The following is an 18,996-nucleotide window of genomic DNA, read 5'->3' as shown; positions in this document are numbered from 1 at the left end:
TAACCGAAGAATAGAGGCCGGACGCTAGTCCGCCTCTTCTTCGTGAATATACTCGCGTTAGCTGCGTTCATCGAACAGGAGGTGTGACTCTCCTTATTTCGTGATATTACCGTCAGCATCACGTTTCACTTGCATACCTGATACTGGAATGTATCCCAAGTCTACGACATCCGTTTTTTGGATTTCATCTGACAGAATGTAGTCCAGGAATGCTTTCACATGCTCTTTTGGCTCACCTTTAGTGTACATATGCTCGTAAGCCCATACTGGATATTTACCTTGTTCTACATTTTCAACGTTAGCTTCAACGCCATCGTATTTCAAAGCAGTTACTGTGTTGTCGATGTAGGACAGAGCCAGATAACCAATCGCACCCGGTGTTTCAGCAATCAGCTTTTTCACAGTACCGGAGGAATCTTCTTGAATGGAGCCCGGCAGATCTTCTGTTTTTTGTCCCAATGCGTATTTTTCAAATGTTGCACGAGTACCGGAGCTGCTTGGACGGTTTACAATAACGATTTTTTGATCCGCACCGCCAACTTCTTTCCAGTTTGTGATTTTACCTGTGAAGATTTGTACCAATTGATCTTTTTTCAGGTCTGTAACGCCTACTTTAGGATTCGCTACCGCTGACATGGCTACAACAGCTACTTGGTGATCGACCAGCTCATCTGCACCGCTCTCCAGTTTTTCTTTTGCAAACACGTCGGAGTTACCGATGTCCGCTTGTCCGCCGGAAACCTGAGTCAAGCCAGTACCGCTACCGCCGCCCTGTACTTGAACTGCAATGCCTTTATATTTATCGACAGCCATAAATTTTTGTCCCGCTTGCTCTACCAATGGTTGAAGTGCAGTGGAGCCCACAGCCAGAATGTTTCCTGTCAGTTCAGCAGCTGCTTTATTGTCTGTTCCTGTAGCAGCTTCTCCTTGTGGTGCAGCATTGTTACCTGATCCACAAGCTGCAAGTGCAAATACCATGGTGAGAGTCATCAGAATGAACGGCCATTTTTTCAACATTTTTTATTGTCCTCCCCTTAGTTAAGTGACGGTTTTTTATTTATGACCATCAACACTTTTACATTGTAGGCCTGGAATGTTAGACGAACGACGTGGTTTTGTAAAACAAATATAAAATATTGATAGATAAATTATTTTTCGGTATATAATTAATCTATAGTTTGAAATTCATATATGAATGACATATAAGGAGAGCTGTTGGATTCCATGAATATTCTAAAATTGCGTATCTTGATGCTGATCGACAAATTCCATAAGGCGACGGATGTGGCCGAAGCTTTGCAAGTCAAACAACCTACCGTCAGCTTTCATATGAAAAGCTTGGAAAAGGAAATGGGTGTTTCCCTATTCTCTCTTCAACAAGGCAGGATTATGCTAACGGAAGCTGGAAAAAAATTATTACCTTACGCAAAGCAAATCATCTCTCTGGAGCAAGAAGCTAGACAAGCTGTAGATGAACTGACAGAAGAGTCACAGGGTCAATTACATCTAGGTGCTGAGTCGATATCAGGTACCTATCTCCTCCCCACTTTGATGGCTAAGTTTGCTGAGCGGTATCCAGATTGTCGTATTCAGTTGGAGATTCAATCCCCGGATGCAATTAGGCAGCTACTGAAACAGGGGGAAATTGATTTTGCTTTTCTCGACGATAGAGGATCTCTTCCAGAGTATACAGTGGCAGAGCCAGTGGCTTCAGATCAAGTAGGAGTTATCCGTTCTGCACGTGCACCTGAAGTCAAATTAGAGGAGTTCGATGGAACCGATATGCTGGACAAGCACACATGGGTAAAATATAGCGGTTCATCCGTTGTAGATCTGTACTCCTCGCTAGTTAAGCCCCATCTGGAAATCAACTCTTGGGAAGCGGTAAAGCAAGTCGTAAGCGGCGGAGAGGCGCTTGCCTTCTTTCCTGCAAGCGGAGTCGATAATCATGAAAATGCTATTCCCTCGGTGGAGTGGCTTCCTTATCCCGAGGCTGATAACAAAAGGAGCCATTATCAAATAAACATCGTGTATCAACAAGATACACACATGAACTTAATGCAACAGGCATTCCTTAACTTCATACGACAAGAAGGACTAGAAATAAAAAGCTAGAGAACATAAAAAAGAGCATCCAAGTCTTATTGACTTGAATGCTCTTTTGCTTGTTGTAACGATACATACAGCCTCGGTATTATTTCACGGAGGCTTTAATTACGCTTGTGCTGGAACGCAACTAATTTTGATCAGGTTCGTAGAACCGGAATCACCAAGAGGTACGCCCGCAGTAATCACAACCAAATCGCCCTCTTTAACGAGGCCAGATTTGCGACCACCTTCCAGCGCGTTGTCAAACAGACTGTCTGTTGTGTCAACGATTGGTCTGCCTTGTACTGCATGTACGCCCCAGATCAGAGCCAAACGGCGAACTGTTCTTTCCTGTGTTGTCACAGCAACAATCGGAGCTTCTGGACGGTATTTAGAAATCATACGCGCTGTTGTTCCGCTTTGTGTGGACGTCAGAATCGCTTTAGCATGCAGGTCAAGTGCAGAAATAGAAACGGATTGGCTGATTGCTTCTGTGATACTAATTTCTTGAGCCGTTCTTTGTTTTTTGAACAAATCACGGTAGTTCAGAGAGGACTCAGCTTTTTCTGCAATACGTGACATCGTCAATACGGATTCTACGGGATATTTACCCGCAGCTGTTTCGCCGGACAGCATAATTGCGTCTGTTCCGTCAAAAATAGCATTCGCCACGTCACTTGCTTCCGCACGAGTCGGACGCGGGTTACGTTGCATGGAATCCAGCATTTGTGTTGCCGTAATAACAGGCTTGCCAGCTACATTACATTTGTTAATCATCAATTTTTGCGCCAGAGGCACTTCTTCAGCAGGAATTTCCACACCAAGGTCACCACGGGCAACCATCAGGCCATCCGAAGCTTCCAAAATTTCGTCCAGGTTGTCCACACCTTGCTGATTTTCGATTTTGGAAATGATTTGAATATGACTTGCATTGTGTTTCGCCAGCAATTCACGAATTTCCAGTACATCACTTGCTTTACGAACAAAAGAAGCCGCGATGAAATCAATGTCCTGCTCAATACCGAAAATGATATCATTAGCATCTTTCTCCGTAATACCAGGCAAAGAAATTGCAACGCCTGGAACGTTAACGCCCTTCTTGCTTTTGATCGTTCCGCCATTGACAATGCGGCATTTGATTTCAGTGCCTGATACTTCAATAACGGTGAGTCCGATCAGACCATCGTCGATCAGAATGGTGGAGCCGGGCTCCACGTCCGAGGGAAGATCTTTGTACGTAATAGAAATACGATCTTGCGTACCGAGAATTTCTTCCGTTGTCAGCGTAATGAACTCGTCCTGAACAAGCTCAATAGGTTCAACTTCGAGCTTTCCTGTCCGGATTTCCGGCCCCTTCGTATCGAGCAAAATAGCAACATTTTTGTTAAGCTCCTTACAAGCTTGACGGATGTTTTTAATCCGGTTGCCATGCTCCTCGAAATCACCGTGAGAGAAATTCAGGCGGGCTACGTTCATACCAGCCAAAATCAGTTTCTTCACATTTTCCAATGACTCACTGGAAGGACCGATGGTACATACAATCTTAGTTTTGCGCATTTGGGTTTTTCCTCCGTTTTCAAAGGTGCTACTCTTTATATCTTTTTCCAACAATTAAATCTACTACACTTTTTCCTATTTGTATAGGAAGTTCGTCATATTTATTGTTACCCGTTTACAGCGTATTACAACATAGGTTCAGTTTCCGAAGACTTCAAGAAGGTGTATTGACCTATTTTTCGGAATTTCTGATACCGATCTTCCCTCAATTCATCGCAGCTCATATTGGTAAGTTCCGCCAAATGACGTTCCAATAGCTCCTTGATTGCGGCAGCGGTCACTTCATAGTTACGATGCGCGCCCCCTTTCGGCTCCGGCACAATATCCTCGATAATTTCCATGCGAAGGAGGTCATTAGCCGTAATCTTCATGGCTTCAGCTGCCTGATCGGCCTTGGAAGCATCTTTCCATAGAATCGAGGCTGCACCGTTTGGAGAAATGGCCGAATAAATGGCATGTTCCAGCATCAGCACACGGTTACCGACTGCAAACGCAAGCGCACCGCCGCTTCCACCCTCGCCGATGACCACACAAATAACAGGCACCGAAAGCTTTGCCATCTCCCGCAAGTTGCGGGCAATCGCTTCCGATTGACCTCTCTCCTCTGCTGTATTACCCGGATAAGCGCCCTTCGTATCAATGAATGTAATAATAGGGCGTTTAAATTTCTCAGCCTGCTGCATCAGACGCAAGCCTTTACGGAATCCTTCCGGATGGGCACTACCAAAAAAACGTGCAATGTTATCTTTCGTATCCTTACCACGCTGCTGGCCAATGACGGTCACCGGAATACCATTCAGCTTGGCAATCCCGCCTACAACCGCCAAATCATCTCCAAACAAGCGGTCGCCGTGTAATTCAATAAAATCCGTAAACACCTGCTCTATCAAATCAAGAGACGTTGGTCTTTGATGATGACGAGCCAAATGCATTTTTTGTGGTGCTGTAATGTTCGAATATATTTCTTCTTCCATCTCGAGATAACGTTCCTCGAGACGGTTGATTTCATCTGTAAAATCAATTTGCTTATCCTGTCCGAATTGCTTGAGTTCTTCGATCTTCTGTCGCATCTCGACCAGGGGCTTTTCATAAGGCAATTCGCCAGCCATCTATTCCTCCCCTTTCACACTGTGTAGATCAAGCAGTTGCCCAAGGGTATCGCGCAGTTCCTTGCGATGTACAACCATATCCAATTGTCCGTGCTGCAAATTAAATTCGGAAGTTTGAAAATCATCCGGCAGCTTCTGTCTGATTGTTTGTTCAATTACAATACGCCCTGCAAAACCGAATACAGCTCCTGGCTCTGCGATATTAATATCTCCAAGCGTAGCAAAGCTAGCGGATACTCCACCTGTAGTCGGGTCGGTGATAACAGAAATATAGAGCAATCCCTGCTCATCCAGACGAGCAAGAGCAGCACTTGTTTTTGCCATCTGCATCAAGCTTAAAATACTTTCCTGCATACGTGCTCCGCCGGAAGTTGAGAAAATAATTAGCGGCAGACGCTTGTCTATTGCTTGCTCAATGGCGCGCGTAATTTTCTCTCCTACGACCGAACCCATACTACCAGTAAAGAAGTCAAAGCTCATCACAGCAACGACAACAGGATGTCCATAAATAAGGCCGTCGCCCGTAACGACAGCCTCTCGCAAGCCAGATTTCAGGGTCTGTTGCTCCAGCTTGCTCGCATATCCCGGAAAGTCCAGCGGGTCAACCGAAATCATATCGGCATCATATTCCGTAAACGTGTCTTCGTCGAGCACCATGCGAATGCGATCCATTGCATTCAAACGCATATGGTATCCGCACACCGGACACACTTTCAAATTTTTCTCTAGTTCTTTGCTGTATTGAATACTTCCGCACTTGCCACATTTGGTCATAAGACCTTCGGGAATTTCCCGTTTGGGACGATCCGGCATGTCCGCTTGATCGCCGCTCAGCGCCCGTTCCGAAGGGATGGTCGCGTATTTACGCTTCTTTTGGAATAAATCTTTAAACACAACTACACCTCTCCAGCCGTTTATTTGTCAGCCGTAACCGATACAAGGTCCTCTACCGTCTATGCGGCACCTCTAAGCATTATGTTCATACACACGTCAACGCCTGTTCCTAAAACATTACCGCCGATCGTGCATCCTTTGTTCCACTCATGCTGCTGTATCACTTCCGCCGTTCCGGACTCAAGGGCGCAAAATCGAATTAAGCACTTCCTGAATTTCTTCGACTTCACCCGAAGGCACAAGTATCTCAAACTGTTGCTTGGATGCGCTGATGGCCCGGGCCTGCACCATAAAACCTTCTTCAGACAGTTTGAGCTTAATCATGTCAGCCAGTCTGGCCGTCGGTGCAATATAAATCACCGTCCACATGCCTTGTTTCTACCCCCTAAGCCTCAAGTTTTGAGCCCATATAATAGACTCATGATAACATACCTTACTTTTTTCCCGCAACAAAAGCCCTCCTGATCATTTAAGTTCCGTCGGAGGGCCTAGAAAATCATCAACTCTGTTTACACAGGTCAACTAAGCGTCCAATGATGCAGGATAATGCTTGGCATGGAGACTCCGATGTGCAATTCGCGAAGAAGCAGCGGCAGCCAGTCCGGCGACAAGATCGTCTAAAAACACATGAATACCACTGCCTTTTTGGTTCAGCTGTTCGATAATCCCCGTCTTTTCCTTATCCAGATAACCAAAACTGGTTAAGCCAATCATGCCGTACACACTCGTAATTCCAAGAGCTAGTGTCTCGTCCACTCCGTACAGCGGTTCGTCTGCCTCCATAATGGCTTGCAGCGGCTGAGGGAGAAGTTTTTTTTCAGCCAATTCATCGAGCGCAATGCCTGTGAGCAACGTATATTGAACCTCGCGCTTTTGCAAAACCGCTTTGACACTGTCTATACATTCTTCCATCGTCAAATGAGGATAATATTTTAGCTGAAGCTGAAAAACAATGTCCGCAATGGACTCGATACGAATGCCTCTGCGATTTAGCAAAGTTTCTGCATATTCATAGGACATAATTTCCCTCCCGCTTTCACCGTGCAGTTCTATTCTTTCACCGTGCGGGACCTTATGGTGCAGTGTGCGTGTTGAACCCCTGTTCCGCCAGTTTTCCAAGTGTATGCGGGAGGGAAGGAAAATGTTCATTAAACCGTTACAATAAGGGCGGGTACTGTGTACCTATTATTTGACTTTCACCGTGCCTTCACCCAACATCGACTCCATTTGATCAAAAAGCTGAGGAGAGGGCTTAATACTGTAAGCATCGCTCAACGCCAGCAGACGCTGGTTGCTCTCATAAAAAAGTACGGTAGGCATAGCACCGGGATGCTCCTGTAGCAGCGCCTTGAGACTGACCAACAAGCTGGCGTCCTCCTCAGCCTGGCGGGTGATCTTGACAAACACCCGCTGACGAGTGGTCGGCTCCGCGCTGCGCGGGACCGGCACCTGCTCACCGCGAGCCACTTCGACTCCGCGCGGTGAAGCCGCCGCCACGGGGGGAGCCACCTTCGATTGAGGCGAAGCAGATGCAGTGGCTGCCGAAGGCGGGGACGACACACGCGACGCGCTCCCGCCTGGGCCGCCAGCGGCAGAACCAGCAGCTGGTAAGGATGCTCCAGCTGCGGCGGACGAGCGCGTACTGGCACGTCGGCGCTGGAGGAGCCGTGCCAGCGAGTCTTCCGCCAGCGGGGCGGTCTCATCCGCAAGGAGCTTGAAGTGCTCGTCCTGCTGCTGCATCTTGGCTCGAAGCGTAAGCAAAGCCCCCTTTTCAATCCACTGCTGGCTCCGCTTCCACACCTCAGGAAACAACACAACCTCACAGCGCTCAATCTGATCCTCCAGCTCAATGAAGGCCATAGCCTTACCCTGCTTGGTCGTAATCGTTTTGAGTGACACTACCATGCCTGCGGTCACAACAACCGTTTCATCTGGCACATCGCCCAGCTCCATCAGACGATCCGCCTCGCTGTTTTCCAAAAGCGACTCAAAATCATCCAACGGATGCCCGGATAAATACAGTCCCAGCAGTTCACGTTCCAGCTCTAACTGCTGGCTGGCACTGAATTTGGGTACATTGGGGTATTCGATATCCCAATTGGGCATTTCCACAAAACCAAACATATCAATTTGCAAGTCATCCCGTTCCTTGCGCCACTTGACGGCTGCATCCACCGTTTCATCCAGCATGGCAAGCAACTGTGCCCGATGACCCGTCAATGAGTCAAAGGCCCCTGCCTGAATAAGCGATTCAATTACTCTCTTATTACATACTCGCAAATCGACACGTCGACAAAAATCGAGCAGGCTGTCGAAAGGCCGTTCCTTGCGAACAGCGAGAATGCTCTCCATCGCCTGTGTGCCAACATTTTTAATTGCAGCCAGGCCGAAACGGATGCTTCCTTGCTGTAATGGAGTAAACAGCACCCTGCTTTCATTTACATCAGGCGGCAACACTGCGATATCCATACGACGGCATTCGACGACATATTCAGCCACTTTCCGATGACTTCCCATCACCGCCGTCAGCATTGAAGCCATGAATTGTACTGGATAATGTGCCTTTAGATAAGCCGTCTGAAATGCTAGCACACCATAAGCAGCTGCATGAGCACGCGGGAAGCCGTAGTCAGCAAAACGAACAATCATATCGTAAACCCTGCCGGCCTCCTCCTCCGTGTATCCCTGCTTGATACTGCCTTCAACAAAATGTCCGCGCTCCAGATCCAGCACTTCGCGCTTTTTCTTGGACACAGCCCGGCGCAACAGATCGGCTTCTCCCAGGGAAAAGCCCGCCATGCGCGAAGCAATCTGCATGATTTGCTCCTGATACACAATAATACCGTACGTATCCTTTAAGATCGGTTCCAAGTCAGGATGCGGATAAGAAATCTCGATCTGACCATGCTTGGCCTGTATAAAGTTAGGAATAAAACCCATTGGACCCGGACGATACAAAGCCAGGACAGAAATGATATCCTCAAATACACTCGGCTTCAAATCCTTGAGTACCCGGCGTACACCGGCCGACTCCAGCTGGAATACACCTCCTGTATCTCCTTTGCCCAGCAAGTCATAGGTATGGGGATCGTTATCGGGAATACGGCTAAAATCAGGCGTGTCTCCATGCTCTTCCGCAATCCAGTGTATGCACCGTTCAATAATGGAGAGCGTACGCAGCCCAAGGAAATCCATTTTAAGCAAACCAATGCGCTCTAGATTTTCCATCGAGTACTGCGTCAAAGGTACTCCTTCGCTCCCCTCTTGCAGCGGAACCGCATCGGTCAATGGAGTCCGCGAAATGACAACACCCGCTGCATGTGTCGAAGCATGACGAGGCATTCCTTCAACCTTGATCGCCATATCCAACAGTTCACGTGTCTTGGGCTTCGTTTCATATAGTGTTTTCAGCTCCGGGGTAATTTCCAGCGCATGACGGATATTAATGCCCAGCTGCGCCGGAATCAGCTTGGCAGCCTTGTCTACCTCTCCATATGGCACGTTCAATGCACGACCGACGTCACGGACAGCGGCTCTTGCCGCCAGCGTTCCAAAGGTGATAATTTGCGCTACATGCTCATTTCCGTACTTCTGTACTACATAGTCGATAACCTCGTCACGCCGCTCATCACTAAAGTCAATATCTATATCCGGCATACTAATTCGTTCAGGATTCAGAAATCGTTCAAAGAGAAGGTTGTATTTCATCGGATCGACATTCGTGATGTTAAGCACATAGGCAACCAAACTGCCTGCTGAGGAACCACGCCCTGGTCCCGTTGCAATCTTATGCTTATGTGCGAAGGCAATAAAATCCCATACAATCAGGAAATAATCGCTGAAACCCATACTGTCAATGGTATTCAACTCATAGTTTAGCCGTTGGTTCAGCCTTTCCCGTTCCTCCGGCTGCTCCCATCCGGAATCGCTTCCATAGCGACGCTCCAGCCCTTGCACGCACAGATTGCGTAAATAGGACGAAGAGGTCATTCCTTCCGGCAGCGGGCGATATTCAGGTAAAATGGATTGACCGAATTCCAACTCCAGTTCGCATTTTTCAGCAATACGCACCGTGTTGGCGATGGCTTCTGCCACATGCGGGAATAAACGAGCCATATCCTCCTGACTTTTCAGATACAACTGACGTGTTGGTATACGCAAACGCTCCTCATCGTCAACTGTCTTTCCTGTCCCGATACAGATCAGAACATCCTGTACGTCCGCATCTGGCTCAGTCAAGTAATGCACGTCATTCGTCGCGACCAGTGGAATATCCAGTTCCTTCGCCAGTGCGATCAAGAGAGGATTTACACGTTTTTGCTCCGAAAGACCATGATCCTGGAGTTCCAGATAAAAATCATCGCCAAAAATGTTACGATATCGTTCCGCTGCTCGTCGTGCCTCGGCTTCCCGACCATGCAGTAAATGCTGCGGCACTTCACCGCCCAAACAAGCGCTCAGGCATATGATGCCTTCGTGATGGGCAGCCAAAGCCTCCATGTCGATGCGCGGCTTATAGTGAAAGCCCTCCAAATGGCCGATGGAGCACAGCTTCATCAGATTTTGATAGCCTGTTTTATTTTTGGCGAGCAAAATTAAATGATATATGGGCTGATCCTTGCGGCTGCCACGCTCCTTGCGCGATCCTGCCGTCATATAGGCCTCACACCCAATAATCGGCTTAATGCCGTTCTCTACACACGCTCTATAAAAAGGAATGGCACCGTACATGACCCCGTGATCTGTAAGGGCCAGCGCCTTCATTCCATAAGCTGATGCCTGTTTGACCAACTCCGCGGTACGAGCCGCGCCGTCCAGCAGGCTGTACTCGCTATGAACATGCAAATGCACAAATGAACTCATGCGCTTCTCTTCCTTTCACCGCTTGATTTTCTTCAAACTATTTTATCATATCCGCGTTAGTAGCGCCCATAGAATAAAAGTACAGACCTCGGCGGACAAGCGCGGTCTTGATTCGTATACCTAAGGAGGAAAAGAGCATGAGCACTTTTATATCCAAAGCGATTCTCGACTTCTTCATTGCCTTCGGCATCGTGCTCGGGGGAGCCATGCTCGGCGGAATGGGAGCTGTGGTATCGCTTCAGCCGCCCACCCAGACGATGCTAGAGGTTGCCGGAAGAATTAAAATATGGGCGCTTGCCGCCGCTGTGGGGGGTACGATGGACCCGATTCGGGTCATTGAAAGCAATATGTTGGATGGTAATTTGTCACCTGCCATTAAGCAGATATTGTATTTGATTTTCGCCTTTTTAGGTGCTCATATGGGTGCAGAGCTGGTCAAGTGGGTATGCGGCAACGGACGACCGTGAGGTGAAACGACTATGAGAGTTCCCCCTTTTGAGCGCCTGCGTCCTTTTATGCAATTGTCCTCCGTCTTTGTACTGGGTATGATTACGGGAGGCATCATCTACAACGTCATCTGGCATGCCAGCTTCAATCAGCTATGGACGAACAACCAGGATCTTCAATTCCAGCTCCAGCAAGCCGAGGAGGACAACAAAACATTGCGCAAATACAGCAAGCGCCAAACCGTTGTCAAAGAAATCAAGCTGATCGCGGAGGAAGCTTCGGCCGAAAAAATTGATCCTATCAACCTGAAGGAACTTCTTCGCCGTGTCAGTCGTGATCTGGAGGTGCTGCGTGGCAGAGATATGTTCGAGATTGACTCTGACAGCAAGCTGGTACGTATGTTGCTGCACCAAAAAAAATACACCGTTCGTGACAAGGAGTATACGATCCAGGTCAAAACGATGCTTGTAATGGAAGGCGTGCTGCAAATTTGGCTGGAAGCAAAAGAAAGATTGCCTGAAAGCCACTAGTCGATCTATTCGACTTCACACCTTACTCCGATCCATTGTAGACTAACCATGTTCAATGGAATGAAGCGTCATCACTGCTTTGCATACCAAATGATTTTCCCGTGAAATTGCAATTTCTAGCTTGCAGGTGCGGCGACTCATCTCGAGCAGCATCGGACGAAGAACGACAGCATCTTCTATCTGTACGGGTCTAATAAAATATGTCGTCAAATTGTCCAGCACATAATCCTTGCCGCTCATGTCTCTAGCTGCCCGGTAGCCCGCTTGTGTCATCACGTTGACCAGTACGCCTTCCGAGATCGTACCTAAATTGGTCGCCATTTGCGGAATGATAAACCCGCGAAAAAATAACGATCCGTCCTCATTACGCTCCTCAGCAAACCCGTTCCAGATCAGCTGGTCGAACGTCTCGCCAAGTTGCGGCTGCTTTTGGGCGTTACGCAGCGCCTCCAGCACCTCACGCCGTGTAACGGACCCGAGCAGCTTGCGGTTGCGGTCCACGACCGGCAAATAATCCACACCTTCCCACGCCATCATTTGCGCGGCTGAAGCCAGCGAGGTCTGGTAGGTGACCGTTATCGGATTGCGGATCAGACATTTATCCATCGTATGCTCAGGTTGAAGCCCCTCCACATCTTTGCGGCTGACGATACCAATTAAACGATTCCATTCATCCACGATTGCAAAATGATGATGTCCGGTCGTCACCGAAAGTTCTTCAAACTCGGTAAGCGTGCTGTTGATTTTCAAGGTCAACGTTTTCGGTTTGCCTGCCGCAATATCTTCAATCAGCATAATTTTCTTTTTGATCAAGCGGTCAAATATGGCTCTATTAATCATAGATGCCACTGTAAAAGTATCATGGCGTGAGGAAATAATCGGCAGACTGATCTTGTCTGCGAGCTGCTTAACCTCTCGGCTCGTACCGAAGCCCCCTGTGATCAGCACACCTGCCCCCTGCTCCAATGCAAGTGAATGCGCATCCTCACGGTTACCTACGATCAGCAGACTGCCTGCATCAATATAACGGGCCATGGCTTCCTCGCGCATCGCTCCGATCACATACTTGTGCAAAGGCTTCTCCAGTCCCTCACTTCCGCCCAGCACATGTCCTTCTACAATATTCACGACATCTGCAAAGGTCAGCTGTTCGGACAAGCCGCGCGGGCGCTTCTCCACTCGTACTGTTCCGATCCGTTCCTTGGTAATGACAATTCCCAGGTTTTCAGCTTCCTTCACGGCCCGATAGGCCGTTCCTTCGCTGACGCTCATTTCTTTAGCCAACCTGCGCACAGAAATTTTGGAGCCTATTTTCAACTGCTCGATATGTCGCAATAGCTGCTCGTGCTTCGTAACTGTTTCATCTAGCCCGTCCAACTCTGTTACACCCCCAACGTCCAATCTGTATCATTCTGTATCTATTATAGCACAAAATCCCTTTATTTAAGACCTTTGTTCATTTTGAGTTCTCTGCTTTGGAAATAGCAAAAAAAGCGATCCCCTCTTTTACAAGGACCGCTTCTTACTATGATTGATTTGTAATCTGAGAGACAAGCCCAAGACAAGCTAAAAAAACTCACTGCATGCTGCCTTTGTCAGCTTTTTTATCCCATTTCATCTGCCACTGCTGCATTTTGGCCCGCCGCACACGCTCCAGCGTTTTGCGCTTTTCCTCATCCACACCCAGCAAAAAATGCATGTTCGCTCCGATGACTAGCAGCGCAAAAAGTACCCATACTATCCCAAAGCCGTTGACCCAGTTCAAACCGCCTGCAAGCGAGATGCGTGGTAACGCGACCAAGACCATAGCCAGCGCAATCAGTGTATACAAACCATGTTTCCATTTTTTAAAAGAACCCAATCGTATCCCTTCCTCTCCCTGTGACTCTATGTATCTAGTCTATGAGAGGACAGGAAGGAATATGAGACAAACTTACAGAGATGAACCGTACAAATCTTGAAGGCTGTCTGCAATAATTTTGTTAACGTCCTCAATAATCACGCTCAGGCGACGTTCAGCGTCGAACAGGCGACGGATGTTGAGGTTCAAGCTAAGTACCTCGAACAGCTTCTCCATCTTTTCCATCTCTTCCTGTGCTGGCATATCGCCGCTCATCATGCGTTGTTGTACTTCCATTTGGCGTTCACGGAAATCGTCGAGCATTTTCTTGGCTTCTGGATCGGTTTCGATCAGCTTCATCGCTGACGTAATTTCCTCTACCTCTTTGCTTTCCTTCAATGCTTTCGCTAAATCATGGGCTTTGTCGTAGATGTTCATGATTGTTTATTCCTCCAATACAAGTTTAGTGTCAACATTTCACATTGTCCGTCAATCACCAAGGGATATATGTCCTCATATGATGAATCAGTGCTATTACAGCCCATTCACGTTTCCCGTTACTTTCAAGACATCAAGTTGCTGCCCGGAAGGAGATCCACGATGTCCATCAAAAAAACAACGATTCAAATCATCGGATCGGGCATCTTGCAGGATGACGTACTCATGGTCGGCGAGTCCTTGCTTCGCAAATGGAAAATATCCGCTGGCCACCCCGTTCAGCTCGCCTTCGGTTCGTTCCGCCAAGAGGTTACCGTCATATCGGTGCCCCGCTATAGCGGCCTACGTGTGGGAAGCGTGCTAGCCCGAAAAATGGGGCTTCATGCCAATTGTGATCTGCGAGTAACCTACAGCCGAGGTCGCCGGACACTTCGAGTGGGCCCACTTATTAGCGTGCTGGTCAGTCGGGACTATCCCGAACAGCCCGACAAGCCTTTCGGGTCGATCACCCTGTTCTGCCGTGAACTAGTCGGGGAATGCCGCAGACAAGGAGCATATGTGTATTTCTTCACCCCGGAGCATATCGGAAGTCAGCCCGGGCGAGTTCAGGGATGGGTGTATGACGGAGGCTGGAAAAAGACGGTCATGCCCGCCGGCGATGTCGTCAATAATCGTCTTACCTCCCGTAAACTCGAGAACAGAACTAGCGTACAGCATTTCATGAAAGAAGTAAAATCGCAGTACGGCACGACTATTTTTAACGAAAAGTTTTTGGATAAGAATGAAGTATTTGATGCGCTTAAATCAAATTCTTCCCTGCGCAAGTATTTACCCGAGTCCCACTTGCTGCAAACTTTTGTTGTTTTCAAAAAAATGTGCAACCAGTATCCCGCTGTTTTTCTCAAGCCAGTGCGTGGAAGCCTGGGTAAAGGCATAATGCGCATTAACAAGCAAACCGATGGCACCTTTTCGGTGCTATCCACAACAGCGGGCACACCCCGCAAGCAAACGTATGCCAACGTCGATAAGCTGTACAAAAGCTTGGCGGGAAAAATGAAAACAACACGCTTTCAACTCCAACAGGGACTTACCTTGATTGATCACGGTAAGCGTCCGGTCGACTTTCGTGCGCTTGTACAGAAAAATTCGTCCGGAACCTGGACCGTAACATCCATTGTCGCTCGGATCGCCGGAGGAAGCCACTTTGTGTCCAATCTGGCAAGAGGCGGCACGCTGAGTACTGTCAAGGAAGCACTTGCCAAGACCACGCTGCCCGCAACCGTTAAATCGAATGGGCATACCTCTCTCAAAACAGCAGCACTGGATATCGCAAGCGGAGTAGAAAAAGCAATTCCCGCCCATTTCGCAGAATTTGGTATTGATCTGGCAATAGACAGCACGGGGCGCATCTGGTTGCTGGAGGTCAATTCGAAGCCATCGAAGAATGACAACACGCCGTTAAATGATCAGAAAACTCGCCCGTCCGTTAAAAAAATGATTGAATACTGCTGTTATTCAGCCGGCTTCAAATGAATTCATCTCTTCCAGAGTCTGGCTGCCAAAGGAGCTGTTGTCGGTGTCTCTTGTTGTGCCAGGCACGCTGGGCGTGCTTGTTAGCCGGAATCAGGCCGCCACTCCCCCTATTACCGAAGCCGATTTTTGCCGCAGGCTAAGTCTGTTGGGCAGGCGCTCTGATCTTAGCGTAATGGCGTTTACCGTCGAAGGAGTTTCACCTGAAGATCACTCCATACGAGGTTATGTTTATCGTAACGGAGTATGGACATCCGGCCGCTTTCCGTTGCCGGATATTGTGTATAACCGCTGTCTCCATGCCCACGAGAGCCAGAATGTCAGGCGCACACTGGAAGACATGGCGGAGCAAAATTCGCGCAAGCTCATCTACTGGTCGCGTAACTTACCTGGCAAATGGCAGGTGTATCGCGCTTTGCATGCGGTAGATAAAGTACGTCCTTTTGTGCCGCCTACGGCGCCTTACCGGGACACGGCCCAGCTTGTGGAATGGCTAGGACGCCATTCGGAGCTGTTTATGAAGCCACAGACCGGAACACATGGCAAGAGCACACTGTATCTCCGGCTGGCAGAAGGAGGCCAGGGACTACTTGTACAGGGTAGAGACTCCCGTAACCGTCCGTTCCGGCGTTTGTTTCCCGAATTGGATGCAGGATTGTCATGGATCCACGGAATTGCACACAAACGCGCTTATATCGTGCAGCCTTATTTGAAATTAACAAGCCAAAGCAATCATCCCTTTGATGTTCGCGCACTCATGCAAAAGGATGGCAACGGCCATTGGCGCCTGACGGGCTTTGCTGTAAGAGAAGGCAGAAAAGGAACTCTGACTTCTAATCTGCACGGTGGGGGCGAAGCCCATCCGGCTGAGCCATACCTTCGTGAACAATTTGGCGCGGACACCACGCGTCTCATCATCGGGCAGATGAGGGCGCTGTCCTCGACCATTACCAGGGCGCTTGAGGAACGTTATGGCCGCCTTGGCGAGTTGGGAATTGATTACGGTATTGACCAGAGCGGGAACATCTGGCTATTGGAGGTTAATTCCCGACCTGGTCGGGCCGCCTTTTTTCAGACCCGTCAGCCGGAGTGCGCTTTCCAGTCGGTCAACCGCCCGCTCGAATATGCTCGATATTTAATGACCCATTCCAAAGCGACAGGGCCAAAGGGCGCGGGCGCCTCCCTTGAACATACGGTATAGGAGGATAAACAGATGAGTTTAACGCATTGCAATGTGCATTTCTCACAGCAGCCCGACAAGGTGGCGTATATATCCACTGCCTTGTTGAAAAGCCTTAAATTATCCGGAGCCAAGTCCGTTCGTCTGCGGCTCGGTAAGGATCAGATTCCAGCTACTGTAAAACCAATTCAGAAGGCGGGACGCCATCTATACTTGACCTCCGGCTTACGTAATGCAATCCGTGTTCCCAAAAGCGGGGCCATCTATTTGCGGAATCTGGATGGTGATATACAGCTAGGGCCGTTGATTGGCGTGCTGTCTGACGGTACCACCTCCACCACTCGCCCTTTCGGATCGCGCACAGGCTTTATTAAGCAACTGCTGAGGGAAGGCAGCAAAAAATCTTATATTTTTGCCTTCACCCCTCGGGATATCAACTGGCAAAATGATACGATTAACGGCTATTTTCTGTCATCCAGCGGGGAATTCACACGTAAACTTGTACCTTTGCCGGACGTGATCTATAACCGTTTGCCGAGCCGTCGCTCTGATTTTTCCCCGGCGATCAATCAACTACGCGAACGCTTTTCCCGCAAACGAATTCCCTTTTTTAACTGGAGCTTTTTCAATAAGTCCGATATCTATAATCTGCTGGAGAATAACCCAGATGTTAACCGCTATGTCCCTGAATCATATATGAATCCCAGCTCTGAACGTATCCGAGGTATGCTGGAGCGACATCAATTTGCTTATTACAAGCCAAGTGGAGGCAGTCTCGGTAAAGGAATCTATCGTCTGTCCCATGTTCCCAAGCAAGGATATTATGTGAGGTACCGTAAGAAAAGTAGCAATGTATTGCTAAAATTCGCCTCTTTTAATTCCATGCTCAGGATGCTTCACTCCAATCAGGGACAGATGTTAAAAGGTTATGTCATTCAACAGGGTATCCAGCTGATCGAGATTGACAATTGCCCGATTGATTTCCGGTTTCACATGCATAAAAATGGAAATAATCAGTGGGTCGTCGTCGGCATTGGAGCCAAAAAAGCCGGACGTGGCAGTGTCACAACCCATATCAAAAATGGCGGCTCCCTTATGACACCTGAACAGGCGTTGAACCGGGTATTCGGAGACCGAGCGGGTGAAGTGCTTCAACGTGCCAAGAACGTAGCAGTTACGCTCGCTGAAGCCATTGAACACCATCACCAGCATCTATTGGGCGAAATCGGCTTTGATCTGGGCATTGATCAGGATGAAAAGGTATGGATGTTTGAAGCCAACTCCAAGCCAGGCCGATCCATTTTTCAGCATCCATCGTTGCGTGCGGAGGGTAAAGCATCCGTGGAGCATATTTTGGACCACTGTCTTTACCTCAGTAAATTCCGCAGAAAAGAGGAACTATGAATACCCGGGCGGAGCATAAGCCAGTCGTTGCTGTATTGACAGTGCACGACGAAGGGCAATTTTTCAAGGGAAATCAGCGCAATTTCAGGGATATTCTTGAAACGGGAACACGGATGGGATATCAGGTGTACATTGTTACCGTCAGGGACCTGAAACTGGCAGATGAGACGATTAAGGGCTATGTCTTCAACAAGAGCTTACAGACGTGGGAGGAACAGAATTTTCCACCTCCACAGGTCATTTATAATCGCATCCCCAACCGTAATTATGAACTTAAAACCTCTGTGCGCACAAAGTTGGATGAAATTTCACATGCCTCAGGCATTGAGCTGTACAATCCAGGCTTTTTTAACAAATGGGAACTGTTCAAGTGGTTGCGCACCTCAGAAACGACTCGTCAGCTTGTTCCGGCAACCAAACGGTTAAGCAACCTGTCTTCCTTAGGAAAAATGCTGTCTACGTATCCATACCTGTATCTCAAGCCGGAAAACGGTAAGGCTGGAAAGGGAATTATGATTCTTAAATTCCTCCCAGACCATCTAATGGCTTACAGACTGACCATTCAGCATGACAAAAAAAGTGTAACCTACAGATCTGTATCGCTATCCCGGCTGTGGGGACGTATCCGACGGGAAGCAGGCAACTCACCTTATATCATTCAACAGGGTATCGATCTGGCAACCCATCAGAAAAAACCCTTCGACCTGCGTATCCTGGTACAAAAAAATATCCGTGGCTCCTGGAGTATCACCGGAGTCGGTGCCAGACTGGCCGGTAAGGGGAGCATTACCACACATGTCCCGCGTGGCGGGAGTGTAGAGGACCCTTTCAAGCTACTGTCCTCACTGTTTGGGCCTGAGGACAGCACGGATCTACTGAACAAAGTTAAAAGTACGGCCATACAGATTGCACGTCAAATTGAACGCGCATCCGGTCTTTCTCATGGCGAAATGTCCATGGATCTGGGCGTGGATACGCTCGGAACCCTCTGGTTTTTTGAGGCCAATGCCAAACCAATGAAATTTGACGAGCCGGAAATCCGCCAAAAGTCGCTTAGACGCATATTCCAGTACAGCTCCTTTTTGGCCGGACGAATGAAATCATGATCAAGGAAGT

The 18,996-nt window shown here is 48.4% G+C and carries 17 protein-coding genes; 7 read left to right on the top strand and 10 right to left on the bottom strand.

Going from position 1 to position 18,996, the window contains the following annotated elements; translation table 11 throughout:
* Positions 1-93: 93 nt before the first annotated feature.
* Positions 94-1,017: a phosphate ABC transporter substrate-binding protein gene (locus MKY16_RS08460; RefSeq protein WP_029516616.1), complete on the bottom strand. Its 924-nt coding sequence runs from the start codon at positions 1,015-1,017 to the stop codon at positions 94-96.
* Positions 1,018-1,224: 207 nt separating this feature from the next.
* Here MKY16_RS08460 and MKY16_RS08455 point away from each other — a divergent pair, with 207 nt between their 5' ends.
* Complete coding sequence (locus MKY16_RS08455; protein WP_340955006.1) at positions 1,225-2,115, top strand: LysR family transcriptional regulator; 891 nt, start codon at positions 1,225-1,227, stop codon at positions 2,113-2,115.
* A 99-nt stretch (positions 2,116-2,214) separates the two neighbouring features.
* On the opposite strand, the gene pyk is transcribed toward MKY16_RS08455, so the two are convergent.
* The 6 genes from pyk to MKY16_RS08425 form a co-directional block, all read right to left on the bottom strand.
* The gene (gene pyk, locus MKY16_RS08450) at positions 2,215-3,645 is read right to left on the bottom strand and encodes a pyruvate kinase (protein ID WP_029516614.1); all 1,431 of its coding nucleotides are present in this window, start codon (positions 3,643-3,645) and stop codon (positions 2,215-2,217) included.
* A gap of 125 nt (positions 3,646-3,770) precedes the next feature.
* Positions 3,771-4,754: an acetyl-CoA carboxylase carboxyltransferase subunit alpha gene (locus MKY16_RS08445; RefSeq protein ID WP_039269886.1), complete on the bottom strand. Its 984-nt coding sequence runs from the start codon at positions 4,752-4,754 to the stop codon at positions 3,771-3,773.
* On the bottom strand, positions 4,755-5,648 hold the full coding sequence (gene accD, locus MKY16_RS08440; RefSeq protein WP_029516612.1) for an acetyl-CoA carboxylase, carboxyltransferase subunit beta: 894 nt from the start codon (positions 5,646-5,648) through the stop codon (positions 4,755-4,757).
* Between the two features lie 180 nt (positions 5,649-5,828).
* The gene (locus MKY16_RS08435) at positions 5,829-6,017 is read right to left on the bottom strand and encodes a hypothetical protein (protein WP_013309585.1); all 189 of its coding nucleotides are present in this window, start codon (positions 6,015-6,017) and stop codon (positions 5,829-5,831) included.
* A gap of 153 nt (positions 6,018-6,170) precedes the next feature.
* Positions 6,171-6,668 carry a phosphatidylglycerophosphatase A family protein gene (locus MKY16_RS08430; RefSeq protein WP_023987905.1) on the bottom strand — a complete coding sequence of 166 codons (498 nt, stop codon included), beginning with the start codon at positions 6,666-6,668 and terminating at the stop codon, positions 6,171-6,173.
* 165 nt (positions 6,669-6,833) lie between these two features.
* Positions 6,834-10,511 carry a DNA polymerase III subunit alpha gene (locus tag MKY16_RS08425; protein ID WP_340955003.1) on the bottom strand — a complete coding sequence of 1,226 codons (3,678 nt, stop codon included), beginning with the start codon at positions 10,509-10,511 and terminating at the stop codon, positions 6,834-6,836.
* A 137-nt stretch (positions 10,512-10,648) separates the two neighbouring features.
* On the opposite strand from MKY16_RS08425, the gene MKY16_RS08420 reads away from it, so the two are divergent.
* Together MKY16_RS08420 and MKY16_RS08415 are read left to right on the top strand one after the other, a co-directional pair.
* Entirely contained in the window at positions 10,649-10,978 is a 330-nt protein-coding gene (locus tag MKY16_RS08420) for a YtrH family sporulation protein (RefSeq protein WP_013309582.1), read from the top strand.
* 12 nt (positions 10,979-10,990) lie between these two features.
* Entirely contained in the window at positions 10,991-11,488 is a 498-nt protein-coding gene (locus MKY16_RS08415) for a hypothetical protein (protein ID WP_029516610.1), read from the top strand.
* A gap of 42 nt (positions 11,489-11,530) precedes the next feature.
* Here MKY16_RS08415 and MKY16_RS08410 read toward each other — a convergent pair whose 3' ends face one another.
* From MKY16_RS08410 to MKY16_RS08400, 3 genes are all read right to left on the bottom strand, one after another.
* Positions 11,531-12,865, bottom strand: a complete 1,335-nt coding sequence (locus MKY16_RS08410) for a DRTGG domain-containing protein (RefSeq protein WP_029516609.1) — start codon at positions 12,863-12,865, stop codon at positions 11,531-11,533.
* 199 nt (positions 12,866-13,064) lie between these two features.
* Entirely contained in the window at positions 13,065-13,349 is a 285-nt protein-coding gene (locus MKY16_RS08405; RefSeq protein WP_013309579.1) for a hypothetical protein, read from the bottom strand.
* A 72-nt stretch (positions 13,350-13,421) separates the two neighbouring features.
* Positions 13,422-13,766, bottom strand: a complete 345-nt coding sequence (locus MKY16_RS08400) for a YlbF family regulator (RefSeq protein ID WP_013309578.1) — start codon at positions 13,764-13,766, stop codon at positions 13,422-13,424.
* 162 nt (positions 13,767-13,928) lie between these two features.
* Here MKY16_RS08400 and MKY16_RS08395 point away from each other — a divergent pair, with 162 nt between their 5' ends.
* Genes MKY16_RS08395 through MKY16_RS08380 form a run of 4 tightly spaced genes read left to right on the top strand, consistent with a single transcriptional unit; the run spans position 13,929 to position 18,986 of the window.
* Positions 13,929-15,299 carry a YheC/YheD family endospore coat-associated protein gene (locus tag MKY16_RS08395; RefSeq protein ID WP_029516607.1) on the top strand — a complete coding sequence of 457 codons (1,371 nt, stop codon included), beginning with the start codon at positions 13,929-13,931 and terminating at the stop codon, positions 15,297-15,299.
* Positions 15,300-15,342: 43 nt separating this feature from the next.
* On the top strand, positions 15,343-16,497 hold the full coding sequence (locus MKY16_RS08390) for a YheC/YheD family endospore coat-associated protein (protein ID WP_340955001.1): 1,155 nt from the start codon (positions 15,343-15,345) through the stop codon (positions 16,495-16,497).
* Positions 16,498-16,509: 12 nt separating this feature from the next.
* Positions 16,510-17,880 (top strand): YheC/YheD family endospore coat-associated protein, encoded by a 1,371-nt coding sequence (locus MKY16_RS08385; RefSeq protein ID WP_029516605.1) that lies wholly within the window; start codon positions 16,510-16,512, stop codon positions 17,878-17,880.
* Positions 17,877-18,986, top strand: coding sequence for a YheC/YheD family endospore coat-associated protein (locus MKY16_RS08380; RefSeq protein WP_340884923.1), 1,110 nt, complete (start codon positions 17,877-17,879; stop codon positions 18,984-18,986). Before MKY16_RS08385 ends, MKY16_RS08380 begins: the two co-directional genes overlap by 4 nt.
* Positions 18,987-18,996 lie beyond the last annotated feature (10 nt).

Origin of the sequence: Paenibacillus sp. FSL L8-0641, assembly GCF_038006265.1 — a bacterium.
Taxonomy (GTDB): Bacteria; Bacillota; Bacilli; order Paenibacillales; family Paenibacillaceae; genus Paenibacillus; species Paenibacillus polymyxa_D.
The sequence above is the reverse complement of the archived record's forward strand: the minus strand, read 5'-3'. Positions and strand labels throughout refer to the sequence as shown.